The sequence below is a fragment of the Streptomyces sp. NPDC029139 genome (genome assembly GCF_055564335.1).
In genome coordinates this window covers 509939-533560 of the sequence record NZ_JBVHWN010000004.1, presented here as the reverse complement: position 1 = coordinate 533560, position 23622 = coordinate 509939, and the positions used below count along the sequence as shown (strand labels likewise).

Annotated in this window: 15 protein-coding genes and 1 tRNA gene; 1 reads left to right on the top strand and 15 read right to left on the bottom strand. The window is 73.8% G+C overall.

Annotation, left to right across the window (positions count from 1 at the left end):
• Positions 1–14 precede the first annotated feature (14 nt).
• From ACZ4VW_RS13530 to ACZ4VW_RS13500, 7 genes are all read right to left on the bottom strand, one after another.
• Positions 15–1331 carry a lysine N(6)-hydroxylase/L-ornithine N(5)-oxygenase family protein gene (locus ACZ4VW_RS13530; RefSeq protein ID WP_467961672.1) on the bottom strand — a complete coding sequence of 439 codons (1317 nt, stop codon included), beginning with the start codon at positions 1329–1331 and terminating at the stop codon, positions 15–17.
• Between the two features lie 49 nt (positions 1332–1380).
• Positions 1381–2640, bottom strand: coding sequence for an APC family permease (locus ACZ4VW_RS13525; RefSeq protein WP_467961670.1), 1260 nt, complete (start codon positions 2638–2640; stop codon positions 1381–1383).
• Positions 2641–2844: 204 nt separating this feature from the next.
• Positions 2845–5094 carry an FAD-dependent oxidoreductase gene (locus tag ACZ4VW_RS13520; protein WP_467961668.1) on the bottom strand — a complete coding sequence of 750 codons (2250 nt, stop codon included), beginning with the start codon at positions 5092–5094 and terminating at the stop codon, positions 2845–2847.
• Positions 5095–5269: 175 nt separating this feature from the next.
• A complete protein-coding gene (locus ACZ4VW_RS13515; RefSeq protein WP_467961666.1) occupies positions 5270–6862 on the bottom strand; it encodes a methionine--tRNA ligase in 1593 nt (530 codons plus the stop codon).
• Positions 6859–7371, bottom strand: coding sequence for a cupin domain-containing protein (locus ACZ4VW_RS13510; protein ID WP_467961665.1), 513 nt, complete (start codon positions 7369–7371; stop codon positions 6859–6861). Before ACZ4VW_RS13510 ends, ACZ4VW_RS13515 begins: the two co-directional genes overlap by 4 nt.
• Before the next feature lie 269 nt (positions 7372–7640).
• The gene (locus ACZ4VW_RS13505) at positions 7641–8639 is read right to left on the bottom strand and encodes a beta/alpha barrel domain-containing protein (RefSeq protein WP_467961663.1); all 999 of its coding nucleotides are present in this window, start codon (positions 8637–8639) and stop codon (positions 7641–7643) included.
• A 4-nt stretch (positions 8640–8643) separates the two neighbouring features.
• Entirely contained in the window at positions 8644–8850 is a 207-nt protein-coding gene (locus ACZ4VW_RS13500) for a hypothetical protein (RefSeq protein WP_467961661.1), read from the bottom strand.
• A gap of 200 nt (positions 8851–9050) precedes the next feature.
• Here ACZ4VW_RS13500 and ACZ4VW_RS13495 point away from each other — a divergent pair, with 200 nt between their 5' ends.
• On the top strand, positions 9051–10160 hold the full coding sequence (locus ACZ4VW_RS13495) for a LuxR C-terminal-related transcriptional regulator (RefSeq protein ID WP_467961659.1): 1110 nt from the start codon (positions 9051–9053) through the stop codon (positions 10158–10160).
• 227 nt (positions 10161–10387) lie between these two features.
• On the opposite strand, the gene ACZ4VW_RS13490 is transcribed toward ACZ4VW_RS13495, so the two are convergent.
• The 8 genes from ACZ4VW_RS13490 to ACZ4VW_RS13455 form a co-directional block, all read right to left on the bottom strand.
• Positions 10388–10461, bottom strand: a tRNA-Thr gene (locus ACZ4VW_RS13490).
• Positions 10462–10558: 97 nt separating this feature from the next.
• A complete protein-coding gene (locus tag ACZ4VW_RS13485) occupies positions 10559–12103 on the bottom strand; it encodes an alpha/beta hydrolase (protein WP_467961657.1) in 1545 nt (514 codons plus the stop codon).
• A 70-nt stretch (positions 12104–12173) separates the two neighbouring features.
• Positions 12174–13376, bottom strand: coding sequence for a DNA polymerase III subunit delta' (locus ACZ4VW_RS13480; protein ID WP_467961655.1), 1203 nt, complete (start codon positions 13374–13376; stop codon positions 12174–12176).
• 107 nt (positions 13377–13483) lie between these two features.
• On the bottom strand, positions 13484–16891 hold the full coding sequence (tmk, locus tag ACZ4VW_RS13475) for a dTMP kinase (RefSeq protein WP_467961654.1): 3408 nt from the start codon (positions 16889–16891) through the stop codon (positions 13484–13486).
• A 113-nt stretch (positions 16892–17004) separates the two neighbouring features.
• The gene (topA, locus tag ACZ4VW_RS13470) at positions 17005–19839 is read right to left on the bottom strand and encodes a type I DNA topoisomerase (protein ID WP_467961652.1); all 2835 of its coding nucleotides are present in this window, start codon (positions 19837–19839) and stop codon (positions 17005–17007) included.
• A 237-nt stretch (positions 19840–20076) separates the two neighbouring features.
• Positions 20077–20274, bottom strand: coding sequence for a hypothetical protein (locus ACZ4VW_RS13465; RefSeq protein ID WP_467961650.1), 198 nt, complete (start codon positions 20272–20274; stop codon positions 20077–20079).
• A 678-nt stretch (positions 20275–20952) separates the two neighbouring features.
• Positions 20953–22491, bottom strand: a complete 1539-nt coding sequence (locus ACZ4VW_RS13460; protein WP_467961648.1) for a DUF7059 domain-containing protein — start codon at positions 22489–22491, stop codon at positions 20953–20955.
• A 376-nt stretch (positions 22492–22867) separates the two neighbouring features.
• Positions 22868–23485, bottom strand: a complete 618-nt coding sequence (locus ACZ4VW_RS13455; RefSeq protein ID WP_467961646.1) for a small secreted protein — start codon at positions 23483–23485, stop codon at positions 22868–22870.
• Between the last annotated feature and the right edge of the window lie 137 nt (positions 23486–23622).

Genomic DNA, 23622 nt, shown 5'->3' with positions numbered 1-23622 from the left:
GGGTTCTACGGGCTTCAGCCGCGCGCCGCCACCGGTGCCCGCCTGTCGGAACGGCGACGGGCCGCCAGCGAGTCGCAGATCTCGCCCGCCCGCACGGCGGCCATCGACAGCAGGTTCGCCGTGATGCCGTGGCTGTGCTCGGTGCCGCCCATCAGGTAGACGGCGGCCTCCACTTCCGGTGCGGTGTGCACCCGGTAGTCGCGGTGCACCCGCAGCCGGCCGTCCTCGTCGCGCTCGCAGGCCGCGTCGAGTTCGCCGAGCAGGCGGGCCGGGTCGGGTTCGGTGTAACCGGTCGCGTAGACGACCGCGTCGGCGGTGAGCGCCTCGGTCTCACCGGTCGCCAGGTTGCGTACCCGCACCCGGACCTCGTCGGCGTCCGCCTCGACCGACGTGAGCTGCGAGGCGCCCATGATGCGCAGCCGCCGCTCGCCGCGGACCTTCTCCTGGTAGGAGCGGCGGTAGAGCTCCTCGATCAGGTCCATGTCCACCACGCCGTAGTTGGTGTTGCGGTGGTAGGCCATCAGCTTGCGGCGGACCTCCGGGTCGGCGCCGTGGTAGAGGTCGACGGCCTCCGGGTCGAAGATGCGGTTCGCGTACGGGCTGTCGTCGGCCGGGCTGTAGCCGTAGCGCGTGTGGATGGCGACGACCTCGGCGTTCTCGTACGTACGGTGCAGATGGTCGGCGATCTCGGCGGCGCTCTGGCCGGCGCCGGCGACGACGAAGCGGCGCGGGGTCCGCGTGGGCAGCGCGGCGAGCCGGTGCAGGAACTCGCTGCTGTGCCAGAGGCGTTCGGAGGACTCGACGCCCTCGGGCAGCCGGGGGACGAGGCCGGTGCCGAGGACGAGGTTACGGGCCCGGTAGGTGACCGCCTCGGCGTCCCCGAGCGCGGTGACGTCGACCTCGACGACCGGGCCGGCCTGGGCGGTGGAGCGGATGGCGGTGACCTCGAGGCCGTACCGGACCATGTGGTCCACGCCGTTGGCGGCCCACTGCAGATAGTCGTGGAACTCCTCGCGGGTCGGGAACAGCACCTTGTGGTTGATGAAGTCGACCAGTCGGCCGCGGTCGTGGAGGTACGGCACGAAGCCGAAGCGACTGCGCGGATTGCGCATCGTGGCCAGGTCCTTGAGGAACGAGACCTGCATGGTGGCGTCAGGGATCAGCATGCCGCGGTGCCAGCCGAAGGACGGCTGCTTCTCCAGGAAGACGGCGGTGAGCTTCTCGTCGGGCGCGGCCTGCTCGTTGTACTCCTCGATGGCGATGGCGAGGGCGAGGTTGGCGGGGCCGAAACCGACGCCGACGACGTCGTAGACGGGAGTGGTCTCGTTCATGGCAGAACCTTTCGGTCGGCGGGTCTGGTGGAGCGGGTCGGGCGGTACGTCAGACGGGGCGGGAGGCGGAACGGGTGGCGGTGACGGCGGCGCAGCCGGCGGCGAGGAGCAGGGCGAACAGCAGGCCGGTACCGGCGAAGGAGAGGAAGACGGCGGCGATCACCAGGGTCACGACGGCGGTGGTGCGCAGGGCGCGCCCGGTGCCGCGGGCCCGGAGGGCGGCGGCGGCAGCCGCCACGTACAGCAGCAGGAACGCGCTGCTGGTGACGATGAGGACGAGCTCCTCACCGGTGCCGGTGAGGGTCAGGCCGCCGAGGACGGCCGTGTAGGCGAGCGTCAGGACGACGGTGGCGGGCACCGGGCGGTCGGCCAGCGCGTGCGGCAGGATGCGGTCGCGGGCGGCGGCCCGGACGACGCGGGTGGCGCCGAGGACCCAGGCGTTCGTGGCGACGACCGCGAGGCCGAGGGCGAGCAGATCGCCGACGACGGCGCCGGTCTCGCCGAGGGAGGCGCCCAGCAGCGCGGTGATGACCACGGGTTCGTCGCCGGGCACGGCCAGGTAGGCGGCGGTGACGGCGGCGTAGAGCAGCCCCACGATGGGGACGGCCCAGCGGATGGCGCGACGGTAGCTGCGGGCCGGGTCGTCGACCTGCTCGGCGAGGGTGGAGACGTTCTCCCAGCCGAGGAAGGAGAAGAACGCGGTGACGACGGCGATGCCGACGCCGCCCCAGCCCTGGGTGAGGAAGGGGGTGTACTCCCCCGCGTCGAACCGCGGCGCGGCGAGCGCCACGGCCCCGCCGAGCCCGAGCAGCAGCACGACCAGGGAGGCTGCCTGGACCCGGGCGCCGGCGGTGAGGCCGAGCAGGGTGAACGCGGCGGAGAGGGCCATGAAGCCCATGGCGATCGGGTAGACGGGTCCGTCGGGCTGCCCGATCAGTCCGAGCAGGCAGCGGGCGGAGACGATGCCCATGACGGGGTTGCCGATGACGTACGTGGCGACGAGCAGCAGCGCGGCGGCCCGTCCGGGTCGCCGCCCGAGCCCGGCGGTCACCATCGCGGCGAGACCGGCGGCGTCGGGCCGCCAGGCGGACATCTCCGCGAAGAACCGGGCGAACGGGTAGGAGCAGACGGCGAGCGCCAGCCACGCCAGCACGGAGGCCGGACCGGCCTGCCGCTCGGTCAGCCCGGGCACCAGCAGGATGCCGGTCCCGACGAGACTGCTGACGTAGAACACGACCAGCGCCCGGACTCCGAGTCGTACGGGCACCTTCGCGTCGTCGGACGCGGGGCGGGACATGAGATCCGTCATGGGTGTCACCTCCGGTGGGGGTTGAGGGGGGCGGGTGGGGGCGGGGGGCGGGAGGGCTGGCGAGGGGCGGTGGCCCGACGAGCCGGCGGGGCCGGCGAGGGACCGGCGGGCCAAGCTGCCGACCCACAGGCCCAGCCGCCCAACAGGCCCAGCCCGCCCGGGCGAGAAGCGCCCGGGCGAGAGGCCGCCCGCCGCCCCCCGATGTCAGGCGCCCGTCAGGACGTCCAGGGCTTCCGCCGCCGCCAGTTCGGCGGCCGCCGGGGCCGTCTTGAAGCCGGCGCCCGACCAGCCGGTGGCGAGCACGATGCGGCTGCCGGACCGCTCCCTCCCGAGGTGGGGCAGGGAGTGCGGGGTGTACAGGTCCACTCCCTGCCGGCCGCCCAGAAAGCGGGTCGCCGGGTCAGCGAGCCAGGGCCAGCGCTCGGCCGCGCCTTGGCGGATGTACGCCACGTGCTCGTCGGTGAGCGTGTCGTCGCCGCCGGCGGGTACGTCCCACTCGTCGACCGGTCGCCCCGCCATGTAGCCGCCGGCCGCCTCCCCGGTGACCTGGGGCCGCCCCCAGACGCCGGTCACCATGTCGACGACGGTCGGCAGCCCGGCCGTGTCGGGATGGTGGAAGAAGCCGTACCGAATGCTCTTCGTCCGCCCGGCGTCCGCGCCGCTCAAGCGGTGTCCGGCGATCGCCCCGCTGCCACTGCCGGCCGCCAGGACGACGGCCAGGGCCTCCACGGGCCCGCCGGGCTCCAGCAGGACGCGCACCCGGTCCGCCCCGGGCGGCGCGACCAGCTCCCGCACCCGGGCGGGCAGCAGCCGGGCGCCGTGGGCCAGCGCCCGGTCACGGTAGACGCGGGCCGTGCGCGGCGGATCGGCGTAGCCGCCCTCCGGCTCCCACACGGCCGCGGTCACCCCGTCGACCGACAGCCCGGGGAACCGCTCCCGGATCACCCCCGGCGCCAGCAACTCCGCCGGCACCCCCGAGCCGTTGAGCTCGGCGACTCCCTTCTCGGCCTGCTCCAGGTCCGCGTCGCCGCACAGCACGAGCGACCCGGTCGGCACGAAGCCGTACGGTCCGGGCACATGGGCGGCGGGACCCCAGGCCAGTTGGTGGCTGCGGAGGGCGAGCCCCCGCAGATACGGGTCGGCCTCGAAGGCCCGTACGAGCCCACCGGACCAGGCGGTCGCGTGGTCCCGGCGTCCGTCCATCGGCGCGACGAGCGCCACCCGCGCGCCCTGCCGGGCGAGTACGGCGGCGGTCGCGGCCCCGACGACTCCGGCCCCGACGACGATCACGTCGTAGGCCCGCCCGCGGTGACCGCCGCCCGTCGACGGCGCGGCCGACGGAACCGGGGCGGCCGCAGGCGTCGGGACGGGCTCCGGTACGGGCTCCGGGACGGGCTCCGGGACGGGGACGAAGTCCCAGCCCACGCTGCCCTTCTCCGGCTCGCCGACCGCGGTGAACCCCCGGTCGGCATGGGCGCGTACGGCGGCGAGCAGGATCCGCCCCGTCCGCTCCGGGTCCTCCGTGAGGGCCTGGGTGGCCGCGGCGAAGGCGGCCGTGACGTGGGCCTCCGGCCCTCCGCGCATCCGGGCCACCCGGGCGGCGCCCCGGTGCGCGTCCCCGAGGAGCTCGGAGAACTCGTCCACCGCGCAGTCGTCGGTGAAGTACAACTCCCCGTCGAAGCCGGCCTTCCGCCATTCCCGCGCGGCCCGCGCCGCCCCGCCGTGCGTTCCGCACACGACGAGCGCGGTCAGGGACGCCAGGGCTGCGGCGTCGCTTCCCGGACCGGAGAGGATGTCCGGGCCGCTGCCCGCCGCCGAGGCTCTCTCGGGACCGCCCCCGGAGCGCAGGCCGGCCGACGGGCCCACGCCCGGCAGGGCGCCCGTCGCCGGACCGCTGCCGTCCGAGACCACCGGCCCGGCCGGCAACCGACCGCCGTGGGAAGCGGCAGGCGGACCGGCGGCGGGCCCCGGCTGACGCGCCACGGGCCAGGCGTCCCGTACGAGGCGGGCCAGGCCCTCCCCGTACACCGTCCCGTCGTGCGTGACGGCGATCCGGGTGTGGCCCGCCGCGCCGACGGCGGCGAGCAGGTCAGCCGCCTGGGCCCGGTCGTCCGGGCACCAGCGCAGCACCGTGCCCGCGCTGTCGGCGAGCAGGTCCGGTGTCGTGGCCAGCGGAAGCAGGACGGGGAGACCGCCCGCCCGGTAGACGGGGAGCGCGGCTCGCGCGCCGGCGCTGTTGAAGTGGCCGATCGCCAGCGTGTGCCGGCCCTCGGCGACGACGGCCTCGGCGATCTGCCGGGCCGTCTCCGCCTCCCCCCGGTCGTCGTACAGCTCCCAGTTGACGGCCCCGTGCAGGGCAGCGGCCCGTTCCAGGTGCTCGCCCCAGGCGGCCCGGGGCCCGGAGAAGGGCCCCACGACGGCACCACGCGGCAACTCGGCAACCTCGGCGTCCACGGACCCGACACGCACCGACTCGGGACTCACGGACCCGACATGCTCGGACTCGGCATCCACGGACCCGACACGCGCGGTCTCGGCAGGAACGGCCCTGGCGCCCGCGGTCTCGGCGCCCCTGTGCCTCTCGGCCGACGCGCCCACCGTGGTCCCGGCCGCCCCACCCCCCGTGGACTCAGCCACTGAAGACCGTCCCCGGCCAGGCGGCCATCGGCGCCCCCGGGACCAGCGGCGTCAGGGCCACCGCGTCCACCGGCCGTACCGGCGGAAGGCCGAGGAGTTCGGCCAGCCGGGCCGAGCCGTACGGCAGAACCGGCGCGGCCCATGCCGACAGCGCGGCGGCCACCGCGAGCTGCGCGGCGAGCGCGGCGCGGTACGCCGGGGCGCCGCCCGGGCGCTCCGCCTCGAAGCCGTGGACGTATCCGAAGTCCTCGGCGAGCGAGACGACTTCGTCGAGCAGCACGACCGCGCGCCGGGCGTCGTACCCCTCGACCCCGTACGCCTCCCGCAGCTGGCCGACGGTCTCCGTCAGCCGGGCGCGCAGCCGCTCCCAGGCCGCTCCCCGCGGCGCCTCCTCCGGGACCACGCCCCCGCCCTCGGCGACGGCGGTGAACAGCCGGCCGAGCCAGCCGTCCCACCGGTCGGCGAGGCGGGCGCGGGTGATCTCCAGGGCGGCCGGACTGAAGCTGGTCTGGCGGCCGTTGGGCCGGTCGGCCAGCACGTGGTAGCGCAGGACGTCCGCGCTCGTCCGGGCCAGTTCCTCGTGCGCCCAGATGGCGTGGCGCCGGCTGGTGGAGAACTTCAGCCCTTCGAGCCGGTAGAACTCGTTGACCACGAAGGCCCTCGGCAGCGCGATGCCGGCGTCGTACGCGCGGAACGCGGCGGGGAACAGCAGGGCGTGGAAGTAGCCGTTGTCGAAGCCGAAGAACTGCACGGGCGCGGGCGCGGGGCCGGTCTCCCCGGCGCCGGTCCACTCCAGCAGATAGCCGGGGGCCATCTCGAACCACACGTAGATCCGCTGGTCGGTGAAGCCCGCCACCGGTACCGGCACGCCCCACTCGGAGGGGTGGCTGACGGCGATCTCCGGCAGTCCCTCGGCCCGCATCCGCTCACAGAGCGCCCGCAGGTGCGGCGGCATGTCGACCTCCGCCCAGAAGGCGGTGAGCTGGTCCTCGAAGGGGGCGAGAGGGAAGTAGAGCCGTTCGCAGTCGCGGAGTTCGGGGGTGGCGCCGCAGGCGGTGCAGACCGGGTCGGTCAGGTCGGCGCAGTCGTTGGGGCGGCCGCATGGCTCGCAGGCGTTGCCGTTGGAGCCGGAGCCGCAGTGCGGGCAGTCGCCCTTGAGGTACGCCTCGTACAGCCAGCGCTCGCACCCGGTGCAGTACGGCAGCGGCCGCGTACGGGCGACGATGTGCCCGGCGTCGTACAGCCGCTGGAAGAACTCCTGCACGGCCACCGTGTATCCGACGTCACGGCGCGGGCGGACGATCGCGTCGAAGTCGGCGCCGGCCTGCCGCCAGACGGATTCGATGGAGGCGCCGTAGCCGTCGGCGACCTCCTCGCCCTTGCGCCCGCCGTCGTTGAGGCCGCGGACGGGGACGTAGCTCTGGTGGTCGTCGAGACCGGTGGTGTAGCGGACGGTGCCGGTCCCTTCGGCCACCAGGTAGCGCCGCAGGACGTCACCGGCGAGGTAGGGGCCGGCCAGGTGACCGATGTGCAGGTCGCCGTTGGGCGTGGGCGGGGTGGCGGTGATCCAGTGCGTCGCGCTCACGCGGCGACCTCCTCGTTCTCGGTTGCGGTACGGACGGCGGGCTCGCGCAGCGGCCAGTAGAGGGAGACCCAGCTGAGCTCCTCGTCGCCCGTGTTGTGGACGACGTGCTCCTGGTTGAGGGGCAGGACGACGATGTCGCCCGCCCGGAAGGGCGGTTCGAGCGTGCCGTCGAGGGTCACGCTGCCGGTCCCGGCGAGGATGATCATGACCTCGTCCTGGTTGTGGCAGTCGGGGTCGGAGTCACCGCCCGGCTTCAGGAAGCAGGCCATGGCGCCGACCGGCGGCTCCTTGTCCCCGCCGGGCCACGGGATCAGCCGCTGGCAGGCGAGACCGAACTCCTCCTCGGCGGAACTCCGGTCGATACGGAAGCGGTTCGGGCTGCGGTCTGCCATGGCCTCTCCTTGGCGGTGGACCCGCCGTGCCGGCGGGGTGGTGGGGGCGGCACTGCCGTACGGGGTGACGGCGGCGGCCGGCTCTCCCGGGGGCAGGATGGGTGCGGTGAAGGGCATACGGGGCTCCTGAGGCGGTCGGCGACGGCGGAGGGCGCACGGGACGAAGCGCGCGACGAAGCGCGCCACGGACGGACCACGTGACGGACTGCGGACAGGCCACGGACGGACCACGTGACGGACTGCGTGACGGACTGCGGACGGGCCTCGGACGGGCGGCGGAACGCCCGCCCGCGGGAAGGCCGAGGGAAGGACCGGGCGGGTACGGAAGCGCTCGGCAGGAGGGGCGCCGGACGGGAGCCGGCCGCTCGGGCGGCGGCCCCCTCTCCTCAGCCCGTGCCGAGCCCTCGTACCGCCGCCACCGGGATCCGGGCCAGGCCGGCCATGACCTGGCGCGGCCCGGCGTCCCAGCCGTACCGCCGCTTGAGGGGGGCGAAGTGGGTGGCGATCAGTTCGAGGAGCGGTCCGAGATCGCTGGGTGCGGCCCCGAGCAGGGCGAGCAGTTGCTCGGTGCGGGTGACTCCCGCTCCCGGACCGATCCCGTGCACGGCGGCGTCCTGCCAGGTGGCACCGGCGCTGCGGGCCACCACGGTGTTGTGCAGGGCGAAGCCCTGGTTGTCGTGGGCGTGGATGCCGACGGGCGCGGGCACGGCGGCACGAATGGACTGGACGAGTTCGATGACCCGCTCCGGGCGGAGCGAGCCGAGCGAGTCGACGAGGAAGACGGCGTCGAGCGGGCCGAGCGCCGCCGTCTCGGCGAGACAGCGGTCGAGCTCCGGGTAGGAGGCGAGGTCGATGTCGGTGAGGAGGAGACAGACGCCGAACCCGGCTTCCCGCAACCGGCCCAGCGGAGCGGCCGTGCGGGCCACCTCGTCGTAGCGGACGGCGACGCGCACCAGGCCGACGGGGACGGGGACGGCGGCGATCCGGTCGGTGATCCGGTCGACCGCCGCAGCGGCGGGACCGTCCCCCAGGGGCAGTTCCGCGGCGTCCAGCAGGACGGCGAACCGCGGCCCGTACCTCTGGGTGGGAGCGACGAGAAGGAGATCGGGAAAGTGATCGGGAGCGAGGCCGGGGGGGAGGGCTTCGAGCAGCGGACCTTCTGCCGGACCACCCGCCGGACCACCCGTCAGGCCACCCGCCGGACCACCTGCCGGGCGGCCCGTCGGACTCCCTGACCGGCGGGCCGGATCGTGCACGGACCCCAGCTCGACCACGTCGATGCCGATCCGCGCGCAGACCGCGAGGTAGTCGGCGACCAGCTGCGGGGACGGCGTACCGCCGGTGAGCTGCCCGCTGGTGCGCAGGGTGCAGTCGAGCAGCGTCATACGGTCATCCCCAGCCGGTGTCGTTGGTGCCCGGGCCGGGGGCCGGAGCGCCCCAGCCGGTGTCGTAGGTTCCGCTGACGACCGACGCACCCCACCCCGTGTCGTCGGTGCCGGCGCCGCTGCCGGCGAGCTGCGTTCCGGTGACGGTGGCCAGGCCCGCGAGGGCGGTGATCAGGGTGGCGTGGACGGTGGTGCGGATCCGCCGCTTCATGGCGTCTGCTCTCTCTTCCGATGAGTAAGTCCGGTGATTTTCAAGGGATGTGCGTGGCTCGCGTGCTTCACGAGCTCTGTGAGCTTTGACCTTGTGGGCGGTGAGATGAACGTATCCGGGATTGCATGACTATCGGGCGGACCGCATGGCTCATTAGGCTGCATGGCAGCAACAGGAAGCTGTCACAAGCGGGGGTAAAGGTGGCGATAGCAGACAGAAGCGAGCGGCCCGAGGGGCTCACGGGCGGCCCTGGAGGTGGCTTCGCGGTCGGACTCGGCGGTGCGTCCCCAGGGGAGGGTCTGCCGGACGGGCGCGCGCCGGACGATCCGACGACCCGGGTGTACGCGACGGTCCTGGGGCGCGATCCGGACGTCCCGGCACACCCCGCGGACCTGGCCGAGGAGCTGGAACTCCCGCTGGCCCGGGTGGAGTCCGCCGTGTCGGCCCTGCTCGACATGGGCCTGCTGCGCCGCACACCGGAGCGCGGCGTCCTGCCGGTGCCGCCGGACGAGGCGGTGCAGCGCACTCTGGGCCCGCTGGAGCGGGAGATGCGGGCCCGGCGCCTGCACATGGAGCGCACCCGCGAACAGTTGATGGCGTTCATGCCGCTGTACGAGACGCACCTGGCGCGGCTGACCCATCTGCGGCAGGCGGAGTACGTCGAGGTCCTCACCGACCTCCGGGCGGTCCGGGAGGCCATCACCGAACTGGGCCGCACGTGCGAGAGCGAGGTCATGACGGCCCAGCCGGGCGGCGGCCGGCGGGCCGAGGTCCTGGAGGAGGCGGTCGCCCGCGACGAGGAGCTCCTGCGCCGCGGCGTCCGGATGCGGATCCTCTACCAGCACACCGCCCGCTTCTCCTCGGGCACCTGCGCCTACGTCGAACGGGTCGGCAAGCTCGGCGCCCAGGTGCGCACCCTGGACGACGAGTTCATGCGGATGCTGGTCTTCGACCGCGCGACGGCGGTCATCCCCGTCCCGGACGACCCGAACGCGGCGGTCCTGATCCGCGAACCCCACGTGGTCTCGTTCATGGTCGGCGCGTACGAACGACTCTGGCTGGAGGCGCTCCCGTTCGAGACGGAATGGGACCGCCAGACGATCATGGACATCTCCGACGAACTGAAGCAGACGATCGTCCGCCTCCTCACGGAGGGCCTGACCGACGCCGCGATCGCACGCCGCCTCGGCCTCTCGGTCCGCAGCTGCCGCCGTCATGTCGCGGACGTGATGGCGGCCCTGGGCGCCGAAAGCCGCTTCCAGGCGGGCTACCTCCTGGCCCAGCAGGAACGCGACCAGCCGGCCACCTGACGCCGCGCCCGCGAACCGGCAGATGACGCCCTGGCAGCGGCGACCGCCCGCCGCCAGGGCACCCCGCCCACGGAGGCGTTGAGACCGAGGTCACACCGCACGGATGGGCACGCAAGGGGCACGCAAGGGGCACGCGGAACGGCGCGAAGATCGTCGCGCTCCGCCCGCGCCGCGTCCGGGCATGAAAAAGCCCCAGGTCACGGCGAGTGAGTCCTGGGGCTGATCCGAGCCGCCTTCGGGATTCGAACCCGAGACCTACGCATTACGAGTGCGTTGCTCTGGCCAACTGAGCTAAGGCGGCATGCCGTGCGTTCCCATGGTGGGTGCAGCGGCCTCGCCAAGTCTACACAGTTTCCGGGGGTGCTCCCGACCACCCTCCGCGTGGCCCGCGCCACCCCTCACGTGCAGCGCTTGCCGTCCTTCGGGACCGTGCCCTCCAGGAGGTACGCGTTGATCGCGGTGTCGACGCAGTCGCTGCCGCGGCCGTACGCCGTGTGGCCGTCGCCCTCGTAGGTCAGCAGGTTTCCGGAGGACAGCTGGTCCGCGAGGGACTCGGCCCACTTGTAGGGGGTCGCCGGGTCGCGGGTGGTGCCGACCACGACGATCGGGGCGGCGCCCTCGGCGGTGATGCGGTGCGGGCGGCCGGTCGCCGGGGTCGGCCAGTAGGTGCAGTTCAGGGCCGCCCACGCCAGGCCCTCGCCGAAGACGGGGGACGCCTTCTCGAAGGACGGCACCGCCTTCTCGGCGTCCGCCGGGCCGCCGAAGGCGGCCGGGAGGTCCAGGCAGTTCACGGCCGCGTTGGCGAACATCAGGTTCGCGTAGGAGCCGTCCGGCTCCCGCTCGTAGTAGCTGTCCGCCAGGGCGAGCAGGCCCGAGCCCTCGCCGCCGATCGCCCGGGTAAGCGCCTCGCGCAGCTGCGGCCAGGCCCCCTCGTCGTACATCGCGGCGATCACGCCGGTCGTCGCCAGGGACTCCCCCAGCGCACGGCTCTCGCCCGTCGGGACGGGCCGGGCGTCGACGTCACGGAAGAAGCGCTTCAGGTTGTCCCCGGCCGCGGCGACGGACTCGGTGCCGAGCGGGCAGTCCGGCTTCTCGACGCAGTCGGCGGCGAACGCCCGGAAGGCGGTCTCGAAGCCGGCGGTCTGGTCGCGGTTGAGGTCGATCGCGGGCAGCGACGGGTCCATCGCCCCGTCCAGGACCAGCCGGCCGACGCGGGAGGGGAACAGCTCGGCGTAGGTGGCGCCGAGGAAGGTGCCGTACGAGGCGCCGACGTAGTGCAGCTTCTCGTCGCCGAGCACCGCCCGCAGGATGTCCATGTCCCGGGCCGTCTCGACCGTGGAGACGTGCGGCAGGACCTTGCCGGAGCGCTGCTCGCACCCCGTCGCGAACCCCTTGAAGGACGCTTCCAGGCCGCGGATCTCGGTGGCGTCGTCGGGGGTCTGGTCGACCTGCGTGTGCGCGTCCATCTGCGGGCCCGTCAGGCACTGCACGGACTCGCTGCGGGCCACCCCGCGCGGGTCGACGGCGATCATGTCGTAGCGGGCGCGGACGGGTGCGGGGTAGCCGATGCCCGCGTACCCCTGGAGGTAGCCGACGGCGGAGCCGCCGGGGCCGCCCGGGTTGACCAGCAGCGAGCCGATGCGCCTGCCGGGGCCGGTGGCCGCGACCCGGGAGACGGCCAGTGAGATGTCCCCGGCCGCCGGGCGCGCGTAGTCGAGCGGTACGCGGAGGGTGGCGCACTGGAACTTCGGCACGCCGCAGTCGCGCCAGGCGAGCTTCTGCCCGTAGTGGCTTCGCAGGGCGGGATCGGGCGTCGCGGGCGAGTGCGCGGAGGACGGCCCGGCGGGGGCGGCGGCGTCGCTTCCGCCCGTGCAGCCGGAGAGGATCAGTCCGGCGGCCGCGAGGGCCGTGGCGGACATGCGGAGCAAACGCCTGGAATCCATTCCCGGAGCGTATCCGTACGAGTACGGACGGTGTCCAATCGGCCGTTCCTCTCGCACCCGCCGACCCGCCTCAGTCGCGCAGCGCCATCGTCATGGCCTCGACCGCCAGCAGCGGCGCCACGTTGCGGTCCAGCGCCTCCCGGCAGGCGAGCACCGCCTCTATCCGGCGCAGCGTCCGCTCCGGCGCGGTGTCGCGGGCGATCCGCTCCACGGCGTCCCGCACGTCCTCGTTGGCGATCGGCGTGCGCGCGCCGAGCTGGAGGGTCAGCACATCGCGGTAGAAGCCGGTGAGGTCGGTGAGTGCGAGGTCCAGGCTGTCGCGCTGCGTACGGGTCTTCCGGCGCTTCTGCCGCTCCTCCAGCTCCTTCATCGCCCCCGCCGTGCCGCGCGGCATCCGCCCGCCCTGGCCGCCGCCGAGCGCGGTCTTCAGCTCCTCGGTCTCCTTGGTGTCGACCTCCTCGGCGACCTGCTTGGCGTCCTCGCCGGCCGCGTCGACCAGCTCCTGGGCCGCCTTGAGGCAGCCGCCGATGTCCGCGACCCGCAGCGGGAGCTTCATGACGACGGCCCGGCGGGCCCTGGCCCGCTCGTCGGTCGCCAGCCGTCGGGCGTGGTCGATGTGTCCCTGGGTGGCCCGGGCGGCCGCCGCGGCCACCTGGGGCTCGATGCCGTCGCGGCGCACGAGCACGTCGGCGACCGCGTCCACCGAGGGCGTCCGCAGGGTGAGGTGGCGGCAGCGGGAGCGGATGGTGGGCAGCACGTCCTCCAGGGACGGCGCGCAGAGCAGCCACACCGTGCGCGGCGCGGGCTCCTCGACGGCCTTCAGGATCACGTTCCCCGCGCCCTCGGTGAGCCGGTCGGCGTCCTCCAGGACGATCACCTGCCAGCGTCCGCCGGCGGGCGAGAGCTGGGCCCGCCGGACGAGCTCGCGGGTCTCCTTCACACCGATGGAGAGCAGGTCCGTGCGGACGACCTCCACGTCGGCGTGCGTCCCGACCAGCGCCGTGTGGCAACCGTCGCAGAAGCCGCATCCCGGCGCCCCGCCCAGCGCCCGGTCCGGGCTCACGCACTGCAGCGCCGCCGCGAAGGCGCGCGCCGCGGTCGCCCGGCCGGATCCCGGGGGGCCGGTGAACAGCCAGGCGTGGGTCATCTTGGACGTGTCGGGGTCGGGCCCGCCGGCCGCGTGGGAGGTCACGAGCGCGTCGGCGTCCCGCGCCGCGGCGGCGAGCTGCTCCTCGACCCGCGCCTGTCCGACGAGGTCGTCCCATACGGCCATGTCTGCCCCTCCTCAGGTACGCCCTCCATTGTGGGGGGCACCTCCGACAACCGACGACAACGGGCCGCGGGCAGAGGCCCGCGACCCGTTGTCGTGGTGGTGAGGGATCAGCGCCGGCGGCGCCGGCCGTCGTCCTCGTCGTCGTGTGGGCCGAGCAGTTCGTCCGCCAGCGTCGGCAGGTCGTCGAGCGGGGTCTCCTCGGCCCAGTCGGATCGTCGCTTGGGACGGCCCTGCTCGTCGAGCTGGGGCAGCTCACGCGTGCGGTCGTTGGAGTTCGCGGCCTCGGCCCCGGTGCTGGGCCGCTCGTCCCGGAAGATGCCCGGCGGCACCCGGTCGGCCGGGCTGGCGTCCCGTACGGGCGGCAGCACCGCGGTCTCGTCGCCGGCCTGCACGCGGCGCAGCACCGTGGTCTCCTCGGCGTCGCGCACCGGGGGAAGGACCGAGGTCTCCTCCTCGGGACGGGCTCCCGGCCGCTCGTCCGGCTGATCGCCGGGCCGGACGATGGGGGTGGGGACCGTGACCTCGTTCGGCGACACGATCGGAACGACCTGCGTCACCTCGTCGGACGCCGCACCGGACTCCGAGCGAGACTCCGCGCCGGCGGCCGAACCGGACGTCGGCCCGGACGCCGAACCGGCCTGCGACCCGGACGTCGGCCCCGACGCCGGACCAGCCTGCGCACCCGACGCCGGACCAGCCTGCGCACCGGACGCCGAACCGGCCTCCGGCGCGGGCCTGACGATCGGCGTCGGGACGGTGATCTCGTTCGCCGCCATCTCCGTCGTGGCCGTCCTCGCGGCCCGGGCAGCCGCCTCGGCCTTCTCCGCCTCGGCGGCCCGCCTGGCCTCGGCGGCCTTCGCCGCGGCCGCGGCCTGCGCGGCGGCCTTCGCCTCCGCGGCCTCCCTGGCCGTCTTCTCCGCGGCTTCCGCCGCGGCCTTGCGCGCCGATTCCTCGGCGGCCCTCGCCGCGGCGGCCTCGGCCAGACGCCGGGCCTCCTCCGCCCGCAGCAGGGCCTCCTCGGCCTTGCGCTGCTTCTCGCGGCGGCGCTCTTCCGCCTCCGCGCGCAGCCGGGCCTCTTCCTCGGCCTGCTTGCGGAGCCGTTCCTGCTCCGCGCGGCGGGCCTTCTCCTCGGCCTCGCGCCGCTTGCGCTCCTCCTCGGCGGCCAGCCGGGCCTCCTCGGCCCGCCGGCGCGCCTCCTCCGCCTGCCGTTCGGCCTCGCGGCGCCGCGCCTCTTCCTCCTCCTGGCGCTTGCGCTCCTCCTCCTCGGCACGGAGCTTGGCGAGCTGCTCCTGGCGCTCGCGCTCCAGCCGCTCCTCCTCCGCCTTGCGGGCGGCCTCCTCCTCGGCCCGGCGCCTGGCCTCCTCCTCGGCCTTGCGGCGCGCCTCCTCCTGGGCCTTCACCTCGGCCTCGGACAGCGGCAGCATCCGGTCGAGCCGGTGGCGTACGACGGTGGTGACGGCCTCCGGCTCCTGGCCGGCGTCGACGACGAGGTAGCGGCCGGGGTCACCGGCGGCCAGGGCCAGGAAACCGGCCCGCACGCGCGCGTGGAACTCCGGCGGCTCCGACTCCAGCCGGTCCGGCGCCTCGGTGAAGCGTTCCCGCGCGGTCTCCGGCGCGACGTCGAGCAGCACGGTCAGATGCGGGACGAGCCCGCCCGTGGCCCAGCGGTTGATCCGGGCGATCTCGGTCGGCGAGAGGTCGCGTCCGGCGCCCTGGTAGGCCACGGACGAGTCGATGTACCGGTCGGAGATCACCACCGCGCCCCGCTCCAGAGCGGGCTTGACCAGCGAGTCCACGTGCTCGGCGCGGTCGGCGGCGTACAGCAGCGCCTCGGCGCGGTTCGACAGCCCGGCAGAGGAGACGTCGAGCAGGATCGAGCGCAGCCGCTTGCCGATCGGTGTCGCGCCCGGCTCGCGGGTGACGACGACCTCGTGGCCCTTGGCGCGGATCCACTCCGCGAGGGCTTCGGCCTGGGTGGACTTGCCGGCGCCGTCGCCGCCCTCCAGGGCGATGAAGAAGCCGGTCGGCGCGGGCGCCTGGGCGGGATCGGCGCCGCGCAGCGCGTCGCGCAGATCGCGGCGCAGCGGTACGCCGGCCCGGTCGTCGGTCTTGGCGAGGACGAGCGCGGCGACGGGCAGCAGCAGCGCGCCGACCAGCATGAGCGTGAAGGCGGCGCCGCCGTGCGCGAAGACGAAGCGGCCGGAGGCGAGGTGGTGCTCCCCGATGGCCGCGGCGAGCAGCGGGGCGCCGAGCGCGCCGACGGCCATCGCGACCCGGGCGACGGCCTGGAGGTGGGCGGTGACGCGGGGGCGCCGCGCCTCCTCGGTCTCCTGGTCGATGAGGGTGTGGCCGGTGTTGGCGGCGACACCTGCCGCGTACCCGGCGAGTACGGCGAGGAGGAGGACGGTGGCCGTGTCCGGCACGAGGCCCATCGCGAGCAGCGCGATACCGGTGACGGTGATCGCGAGGGCGAGGAGCCGGCGGCGGGAGAAGGCGGGAAGGACGGACCCGGCCGTCCGGATGCCGACCCCGGTGGCCCCGCTCAGGGCGAGGACCAGCAGCGCGAAGGCGACCGGGCCGCCGCCGAGGTCGTACGCGTGCAGGACGGCGACCGCCGCGGCGGCGGCGATGGCTCCGGCGACGGTGGCGCAGGCGAGGACGAGCAGCGGGACGGCGCCCGTGCGGCCCTTCTCCGCGGCCGGCCTGCGCAGGCCCTCCAGCGGCGAGCGGGGCCTGGGCGTCTGCCCGCCCGGCAGCTCGACGGCGTACAGCACGGAGAGCGAGGCGGCGAACAGTCCGGCGGCGACGTACGCGCCGAGGGCCGCCTGGTGCGCGGTGAACCAGTCGACGCCCGTGCCGAGCAGGTTGCCGACGAGGGTGGCGACGAGAAGCGCGGCGGCGGCGGCCGGGACCGCGAGGAATCCCGTCCGCAGCGACAGCCTGCGCAGCGCGTCGAGGTGGTCCGGCAGGGGCCGCACGGAGGCGCCCTCCGGCGGCGGGGCGGGCAGCAGCGCGGGGGCCGCGCCGTCCTTGGCGACGGTCCACAGCCGCTCGGCGGCGCCGGTGAGGAAGACGGTGCCGAGCAGGAATCCCAGGGCCTTGTTCGGCACCCAGTCGATCCACAGGGGCGCGATCACGAGGAGCGTGATCCGCAGCCCGTCGGCGCCGATCATGGTCCAGCGCCGGTCGAGCGCGCCGCCCGGCCCGGTCAGCGTGGTGAGGGGGCCGAGGAGGACGGCGCCGAAGAGCACCGAGGCGAGGAGCCGGACGCCGATCACGGCGGCGACGGCGAACGCGGCCCCCCGGTATCCGCCCCCGAGCGCTCCCTCGGAGACGGCCGCCTGCAGTCCGAGGAGCACGAGGACGAGCAGGGCGAGAGCGTCTCCCGTGCCGCCGACGACCTGCGCGCTCCACAGTCGTCGCAACGGTTGGTGGCGCAAAAGCGCCCGTACGGCACGCTCCTTGGAGTCTGCGACAAGCGCGACGTCGGAGTCTGGCTGCTCTGCTCGCGTCATCCGTCCACCCTATCCGGACCCTTTCACTCCCTGTGGCCTCGCCCGAACAAACGTCGGGGGCGGAGGCCATCGGCCTCCGCCCCGTCTGCCCTGGCTGCCAGGGACTACTCCCGCTACTCCGGCTTCGCCGCGGCGGCCTTCTTCGTGGCGGTCTTCTTCGCCGTGGCGGTCTTGGCCGTCGTCGTCTTCTTGGCGGCGGTCTTCTTGGCCGCCGTCTTCTTCGCCGGCGTCGCCTTCTTGGCGGCCGCCTTCTTCGCGGGCGCCTTCTTGGCCGTCTTCTTCGCCGGCGCCTTGGCCCGCTTCTCGGCGAGCAGCTCGAAGCCGCGCTCCGGCGTGATGTCCTCGACGCTGTCGCCGGTCCGCAGGGTCGCGTTCGTCTCGCCGTCGGTCACGTACGGGCCGAAGCGGCCGTCCTTGACGACCACCGGCTTCTCGCTGACCGGGTCGACGCCGAGCTCCTTCAGCGGCGGCTTGGCCGCCGCCCGGCCACGCTGCTTGGGCTGCGCGTAGATCGCGAGCGCCTCCTCCAGCGTGATCGTGAAGAGCTGCTCCTCGTCCGTCAGCGAGCGCGAGTCCGTGCCCTTCTTCAGGTACGGACCGTAGCGGCCGTTCTGCGCCGTGATCTCGACGCCCTCGGCGTCGGTGCCCACCACGCGCGGCAGGGACATCAGCTTGAGCGCGTCCTCCAGCGTCACCGTGTCCAGCGCCATGGACTTGAAGAGCGAGGCGGTCCGCGGCTTCACCGCGTTCTTGCCGGTCTTCGGGGTGTCCTCGGGCAGGATCTCGGTGACGTACGGGCCGTACCGGCCGTCCTTGGCGACGATCTGGTTGCCGCTGACCGGGTCGACGCCCAGCTCGAAGTCGCCGCTGGGCTTGGCCAGCAGCTCCTCGGCGTACGCGACGGTCAGCTCGTCCGGGGCGAGGTCCTCGGGGACGTCGGCGCGCTGGTGCCCCTCGGCGTCCTTCTCACCGCGCTCGACGTACGGGCCGTAGCGGCCGACGCGCAGCATGATGCCGTCGCCGACCGGGAAGGAGGAGATCTCCCGGGCGTCGATCGCGCCGAGGTCGGTCACCAGCTCCTTCAGACCGCCGAGGTGGTCGCCGTCGCCGTTCCCGGCGTCGGCGGCGCCGCCGGAGGTGCCCTCCGCGCCGCCCTCGCCGAAGTAGAACCGCTTCAGCCACGGCACGGCCTGGGCCTCGCCCCGCGCGATGCGGTCGAGGTCGTCCTCCATCTTGGCGGTGAAGGAGTAGTCGACGAGCCGGCCGAAGTGCTTCTCGAGCAGGTTGACCACGGCGAAGCTGAGGAACGACGGTACGAGCGCCGTCCCCTTCTTGAAGACGTAGCCGCGGTCCAGGATCGTGCCGATGATCGACGCGTACGTCGAGGGGCGGCCGATCTCGCGCTCTTCCAGCTCCTTGACGAGGCTGGCCTCGGTGTAGCGGGCCGGCGGCTTGGTGGCGTGGCCGTCGACCGTGATCTCCTCGGCGGACAGCGCGTCGCCCTCGGCGACCTGCGGCAGTCGGCGCTCACGGTCGTCCAGCTCGGCGTTCGGGTCGTCGGCCCCCTCCACGTACGCCTTCATGAAGCCGTGGAAGGTGATCGTCTTGCCGGAGGCGCTGAACTCGGCGTCCCGTCCGTCGGCCGCCCGGCCGCCGATCTTCACCGTGACCGAGTTCCCGGTCGCGTCCTTCATCTGGGAGGCGACGGTCCGCTTCCAGATCAGTTCGTAGAGCCGGAACTGGTCGCCGGTCAGACCGGTTTCCGCGGGGGTGCGGAAACGATCACCCGAGGGGCGAATCGCCTCGTGCGCCTCCTGCGCGTTCTTGACCTTGCCCGCGTAGACCCGCGGCTTCTCCGGCAGGTAGTCGGCGCCGTAGAGCTGCGTGACCTGGGCGCGGGCCGCCGAGACGGCGGTGTCGGAGAGGACCGTGGAGTCCGTACGCATGTAGGTGATGAAGCCGTTCTCGTACAGCTTCTGCGCGACCTGCATGGTCGCCTTCGCCCCGAAGCCGAGCTTGCGCGAGGCCTCCTGCTGGAGCGTGGTCGTACGGAACGGGGCGTACGGGGAACGGCGGTACGGCTTCGACTCGACCGACCGGACGCTGAACGAGGTGTCGGTGAGCGAGGCGGCCAGCGCCCGCGCCTTCTCCTCGTCGAGGTGGAGGATGTTCGCGGTCTTCAGCTGCCCGTCGGAGCCGAAGTCACGGCCCTGGGCGACGCGCTTGCCGTCGACCGTGTTCAGGCGGGCGACCAGCGCCGACGGGTCGGAGGGGTCCCCGGCCCGGCCGGTCGAGAAGGTGCCGGTCAGGTCCCAGTACTCGGCGGAGCGGAAGGCGATGCGCTCGCGCTCGCGCTCCACGACGAGGCGGGTGGCGACGGACTGGACGCGGCCCGCGGACAGGCCGCGCATGACCTTCTTCCACAGGACCGGCGAGACCTCGTAGCCGTACAGCCGGTCGAGGATGCGGCGCGTCTCCTGGGCGTCCACCATGCGCTTGTTCAGCTCGCGCGGGTTGCGCACGGCCTCCTGGATGGCGTCCTTGGTGATCTCGTGGAAGACCATCCGGTGGACCGGGACCTTGGGCTTCAGGACTTCGAGGAGGTGCCACGCGATGGCCTCGCCCTCGCGGTCCTCATCGGTGGCGAGGAAGAGTTCGTCGACTCCGGCCAGCTGCTCCTTGAGCTTCCTGACCTGCGCCTTCTTGTCGGCATTGACGACATAGATGGGCTGGAAGTCGTGCTCGACGTCGACGCCGAGGCGGCGCACCTCGCCGGTGTACTTCTCCGGCACCTCCGCGGCGCCGCTGGGAAGGTCGCGGATGTGTCCGACGCTCGCTTCGACGACGTAGCCGGGGCCGAGGTAGCCCTTGATCGTCTTCGCCTTGGCAGGCGACTCGACGATGACGAGTCGGCGGCCGCCCTGTGCGGTCTCGCTGGTCGGGGACAACTTCGCTCTTCTCTCCGGTCGACGCTCGGTGGCACGTACGGCGCTGGTACTCCATGGGTACGTACGGCGGCGGCACGTGCGGTGACGCTGCCGTCGCTGCGGAGTGTGACGGTACAACCCGCCCCCGTGTCAAACGGCAAAAGCCCGCAACGGCCACTCGAACGGTAACCCGAGTCCTGGCATTCCTGCCGCCCGGACTCCCGGTCCGGTGCGGCGGGGCCGCACGGATCGACCTCGTCACACTCGTCCGAAGCACCACACCCCGAGGAGCAGGAAGACGCATCCGAAGATCGTCGTCAGCGTGGCGGCCACCGGCGTGGCGACCCCCTGCGCGACCGGCTCGCCGTGCGCCACGCGCGTCCCCGTCCACAGCAGCAGCGCGGCTCCGAACAGCGCGAACGCCGTCCCCGCGAAGATCGCCGGCCCGCTCTCCATGTCCGTACCCCGTTCCGTCCCCAGAGGCCCCCGTGGTCCCCTGGAGGCCGAGGCTGGCACCTCCCGGCGTCCTCGGCGCGAATTCCGGGTGAACGACGCGGACGCTCCCGCACGGGTTCACGAATATGGCCGGTAGTGCCCCACTCCTCTCTTCCGGTTCGTCACCTCGCCTCGAGTGTGGCCCGTCGTCTGCCGCCCCGTTCGAAGAGCCCCGTTCGAAGAGGGCGAGCAACGTCACGGCCGGGACCGCGTGCCCGGCTCCCACCGCGAGGCTCGTCGCCGAGCGGCGCGGTGGTGGGGACCGGTGGCTCGTGCCGCCGTCCGCGCGGGAGGCGGAAGCCGGGGGACGGTGACACGAGCCTGGGGAAGCGGTCGCCGGCGCCCTCGGGTCCTTCGTCCGGGAGGACGGGGAGGAAGAGCTGGATCAGCGGTCCGACCAGCGGTGTTCCGAGGGGCATGGGCAGGGCCGTCCCCTCGAACAGGGCGCGGTGTACGAGGGATGGGCCGACGGCGACGAGCCGCGCCAGGCGGGGAAGCGGAACAGCGCACCGACGCCCTCGGGTCGTGCCCGACCTGGGAAGGGCCGCGGGAAGTCGTCGACCTCACACGACGGTTACCTCACACGGCTGAGGGGCCTGCGGCCGCCTCAAGCGCCGGGCCCGTCCATGCGATCCGCACTCAACCGCGCCGGTCCTCCGGGGCCGGGACGAGGAAACCCTCCTCGACCAGGAGCCGGATCGCCTGCGGGGTGCGGTCCCGCAGCAGTACCGGGTCCTCGCCCATGAGCTGTCCGATCGCGTCGAGGATCCGGCCGGCGCTGAGCGAGCCGTCGCACACGCCCGCGAAGCCGGCGCCGACGTGGTCCACCTTCGTGGCGCGCCGCATCCCGCGGTTCTGGCGCAGCACGACGTGTTCGGGGTCCTCGGCGCCCGGCAGCCCGACTTGCTCCTGCACGACCTCGGGGGCGAGGACGAAGTGTTCGGCGAGGAGGGCCGCGTCGTCGTGCGTGCGCAGATAGTCCTGGCGCTCGAAGTGGGCCCGCACGGTGTCGCCCAGCGGCTGCTCGACCGGATGCGGCCACTCCTCGATCACGATCGAGGGCTCGACGGCGCCGGAGGCCACGGCGGCGTTCTTGCGCAGGGTGATCCAGCCGAAGCCGACGGCCTTGGTCTTGCGGGCCTCGAACTCGTCCAGCCAGGCCGCGTACCGTCGCTCGTACTCCGCCGGGTCCTCGCGGTGGTCGCCGCTGTCGCGCAGCCACAGTTCGGCGTACTGGGTGATGTCCTGGATCTCGCGCTGCACGATCCAGGCGTCACAGCCGCGCGGCACCCAGGAGCGCAGCCGGTCCTGCCAGTCCTCGCCCTCGACGTGCTGCCAGTTGGCGAGGAACTGGGCGTAGCCGCCGTCGTTGAGCCGCTCGCCGGCCTCCCGTACGAGCGTGCGGCACAGGTCGTCGCCGCCCATTCCGCCGTCGCGGTAGGTGAGCCGGGCGCCGGGGGAGATGACGAACGGCGGGTTGGAGACGATCAGGTCGTACGTGTCGCCGTCGACGGGCTCGAAGAGGGAGCCCTGCAGCAACTCGGCCTCGCGCGCCCCGGAGAGCGCGAGGGTGAGCCGGGTGAAGTCCAGGGCGCGCGGGTTCAGGTCGGTGGCGGTGACGAGCGTGGCGTGCTGGGCGGCGTGCAGGGCCTGGATGCCGGAGCCGGTGCCGAGGTCGAGCGCGGAGGCCACGGGCGTACGGACGGTGATGCCGGCGAGCGTGGTGGAGGCGCCGCCTACGCCGAGGACGACGCCTTCGTCCTTCTTGCCGATACCGCCGGCCCCGCCGACGGCGCAGCCCAGGTCGGAGATGATGAACCAGTCCTGGCCCTCGAGGCCGCTGTAGGGCCGGATGTCGACGGCGGCGCGGATCTCGTCGCCGGCGCGCTCCACCCAGCCGTCCGTGAGGCACTCCTCCAGCGGGAGGGCGGCCTCGGCCCGCTCGGCGGGGACGGCGCCCTGGAGCAGGAAGAGCCGGACGAGGGTCTCCAGCGGGGAGTTGCCCCGGGTGGCCCGCAGCGCGGGCACGGTCTCACTGCGGGCGAGCGCGGCATAGGCGGGGGCGCCGAGCAGTTCGAGCAGGCCGTCGGCGGTGAAGTCGGCGGCGAGCAGCGCTTCGCGCAGCCGGGCGGCGTGCGCGGGCACGGGGAGGCGGGAGGTCAGGCTGGTCGTACTCACGCCACCATTGTGACGGCCACCACCGCCCTCGCGGCAGCTGCCCCGCCCGGGCGCCGGGATCCGGGCCGTGCGGACGGCCGCCGGGAGCGAGGGAACGCCGGTATCGGCGTCCGGGCGGCCTGCGGGGCAGCGGCGCCGGGCCCTGCGAGGGCCGCTCGTCGGGAGGGGGCTCGTACCTGGGGGGAGGGCGAGGTCGCTTCGGTCGCACGAGGGCACGAGCCGTCAAGTAGCGCGGCCGGTCGAGCTCGTCGCGGGCCGTCCGGCCAGGGCCGCCTGGCCGCCCGGGCCGGTCGCGCGGGCCGCGCCGGGAAGGGGCCGGCGGCGAGGCGTGGCGTCACCGGGCCCCTCCCGGGCGGGGGTCGTGTCTCCGCCCCCGCTACTCCGCCTTCTTGCTCGGCGCGCTCGACGGCGTGGCCGACGCGCTGCCCGAAGCCGTGGAGCCCGCCTTCGGCGAGGGTGTCGCCTTCTGGCAGCCCGGCTGCTTCGCCATCGCCGTGCCCAGCTCACCGGACTGCAGCTTCGCCAGCGCGTCCTGGTCCATCTTCTCGATCTTCTTCAGACCGTCGGCGACGTCCTGCAGACCGTCCGCGAACTTCTGCTGGTTGCTCGGGTCGAGCCCGTCGACCTGCTTCTTCAGCCCCTCGTACGCGACCGCCGTGGCGTTGAGCTCCTTGACCGCGTCCTGCTGGAGCTTCTCCCCGTTGTCCACCGGCGGCGCCCCGGCGCCCTCGATGGCCTTGGCGAGCGCCCGGTCGGCGTCGGCGATGTCCTGGAACGCCTTCGAGTCCGCCGCCTGGATGTCGGCCGGCTTTCCGTCCGCCGCCGTCGAGATGATGAGCTGCTGGGCGTCGGCCCGCTTCTGGATCTGGGGCTTCGCCTGGTCGCAGACCGTCTTGGCCCAGTCGTTGACCTTGTCGCCGTCGTCGCCGCAACCGGACAGTGCGAGCACCAGTACCGCGCCGCCGGACAACACGGCCGCAAGTTTCTTGTTCACCGGATCGGTCCCTTCCAAGGCTCTCGGCCCCGGAACATACACGCCGAGCGGGCACCATCCACCTTTCGTACGACCGATTCATCCCATATTGCAGCCGTTCGCACCAAGAGAGACACGCCTCACGTCCGCGGACGCGA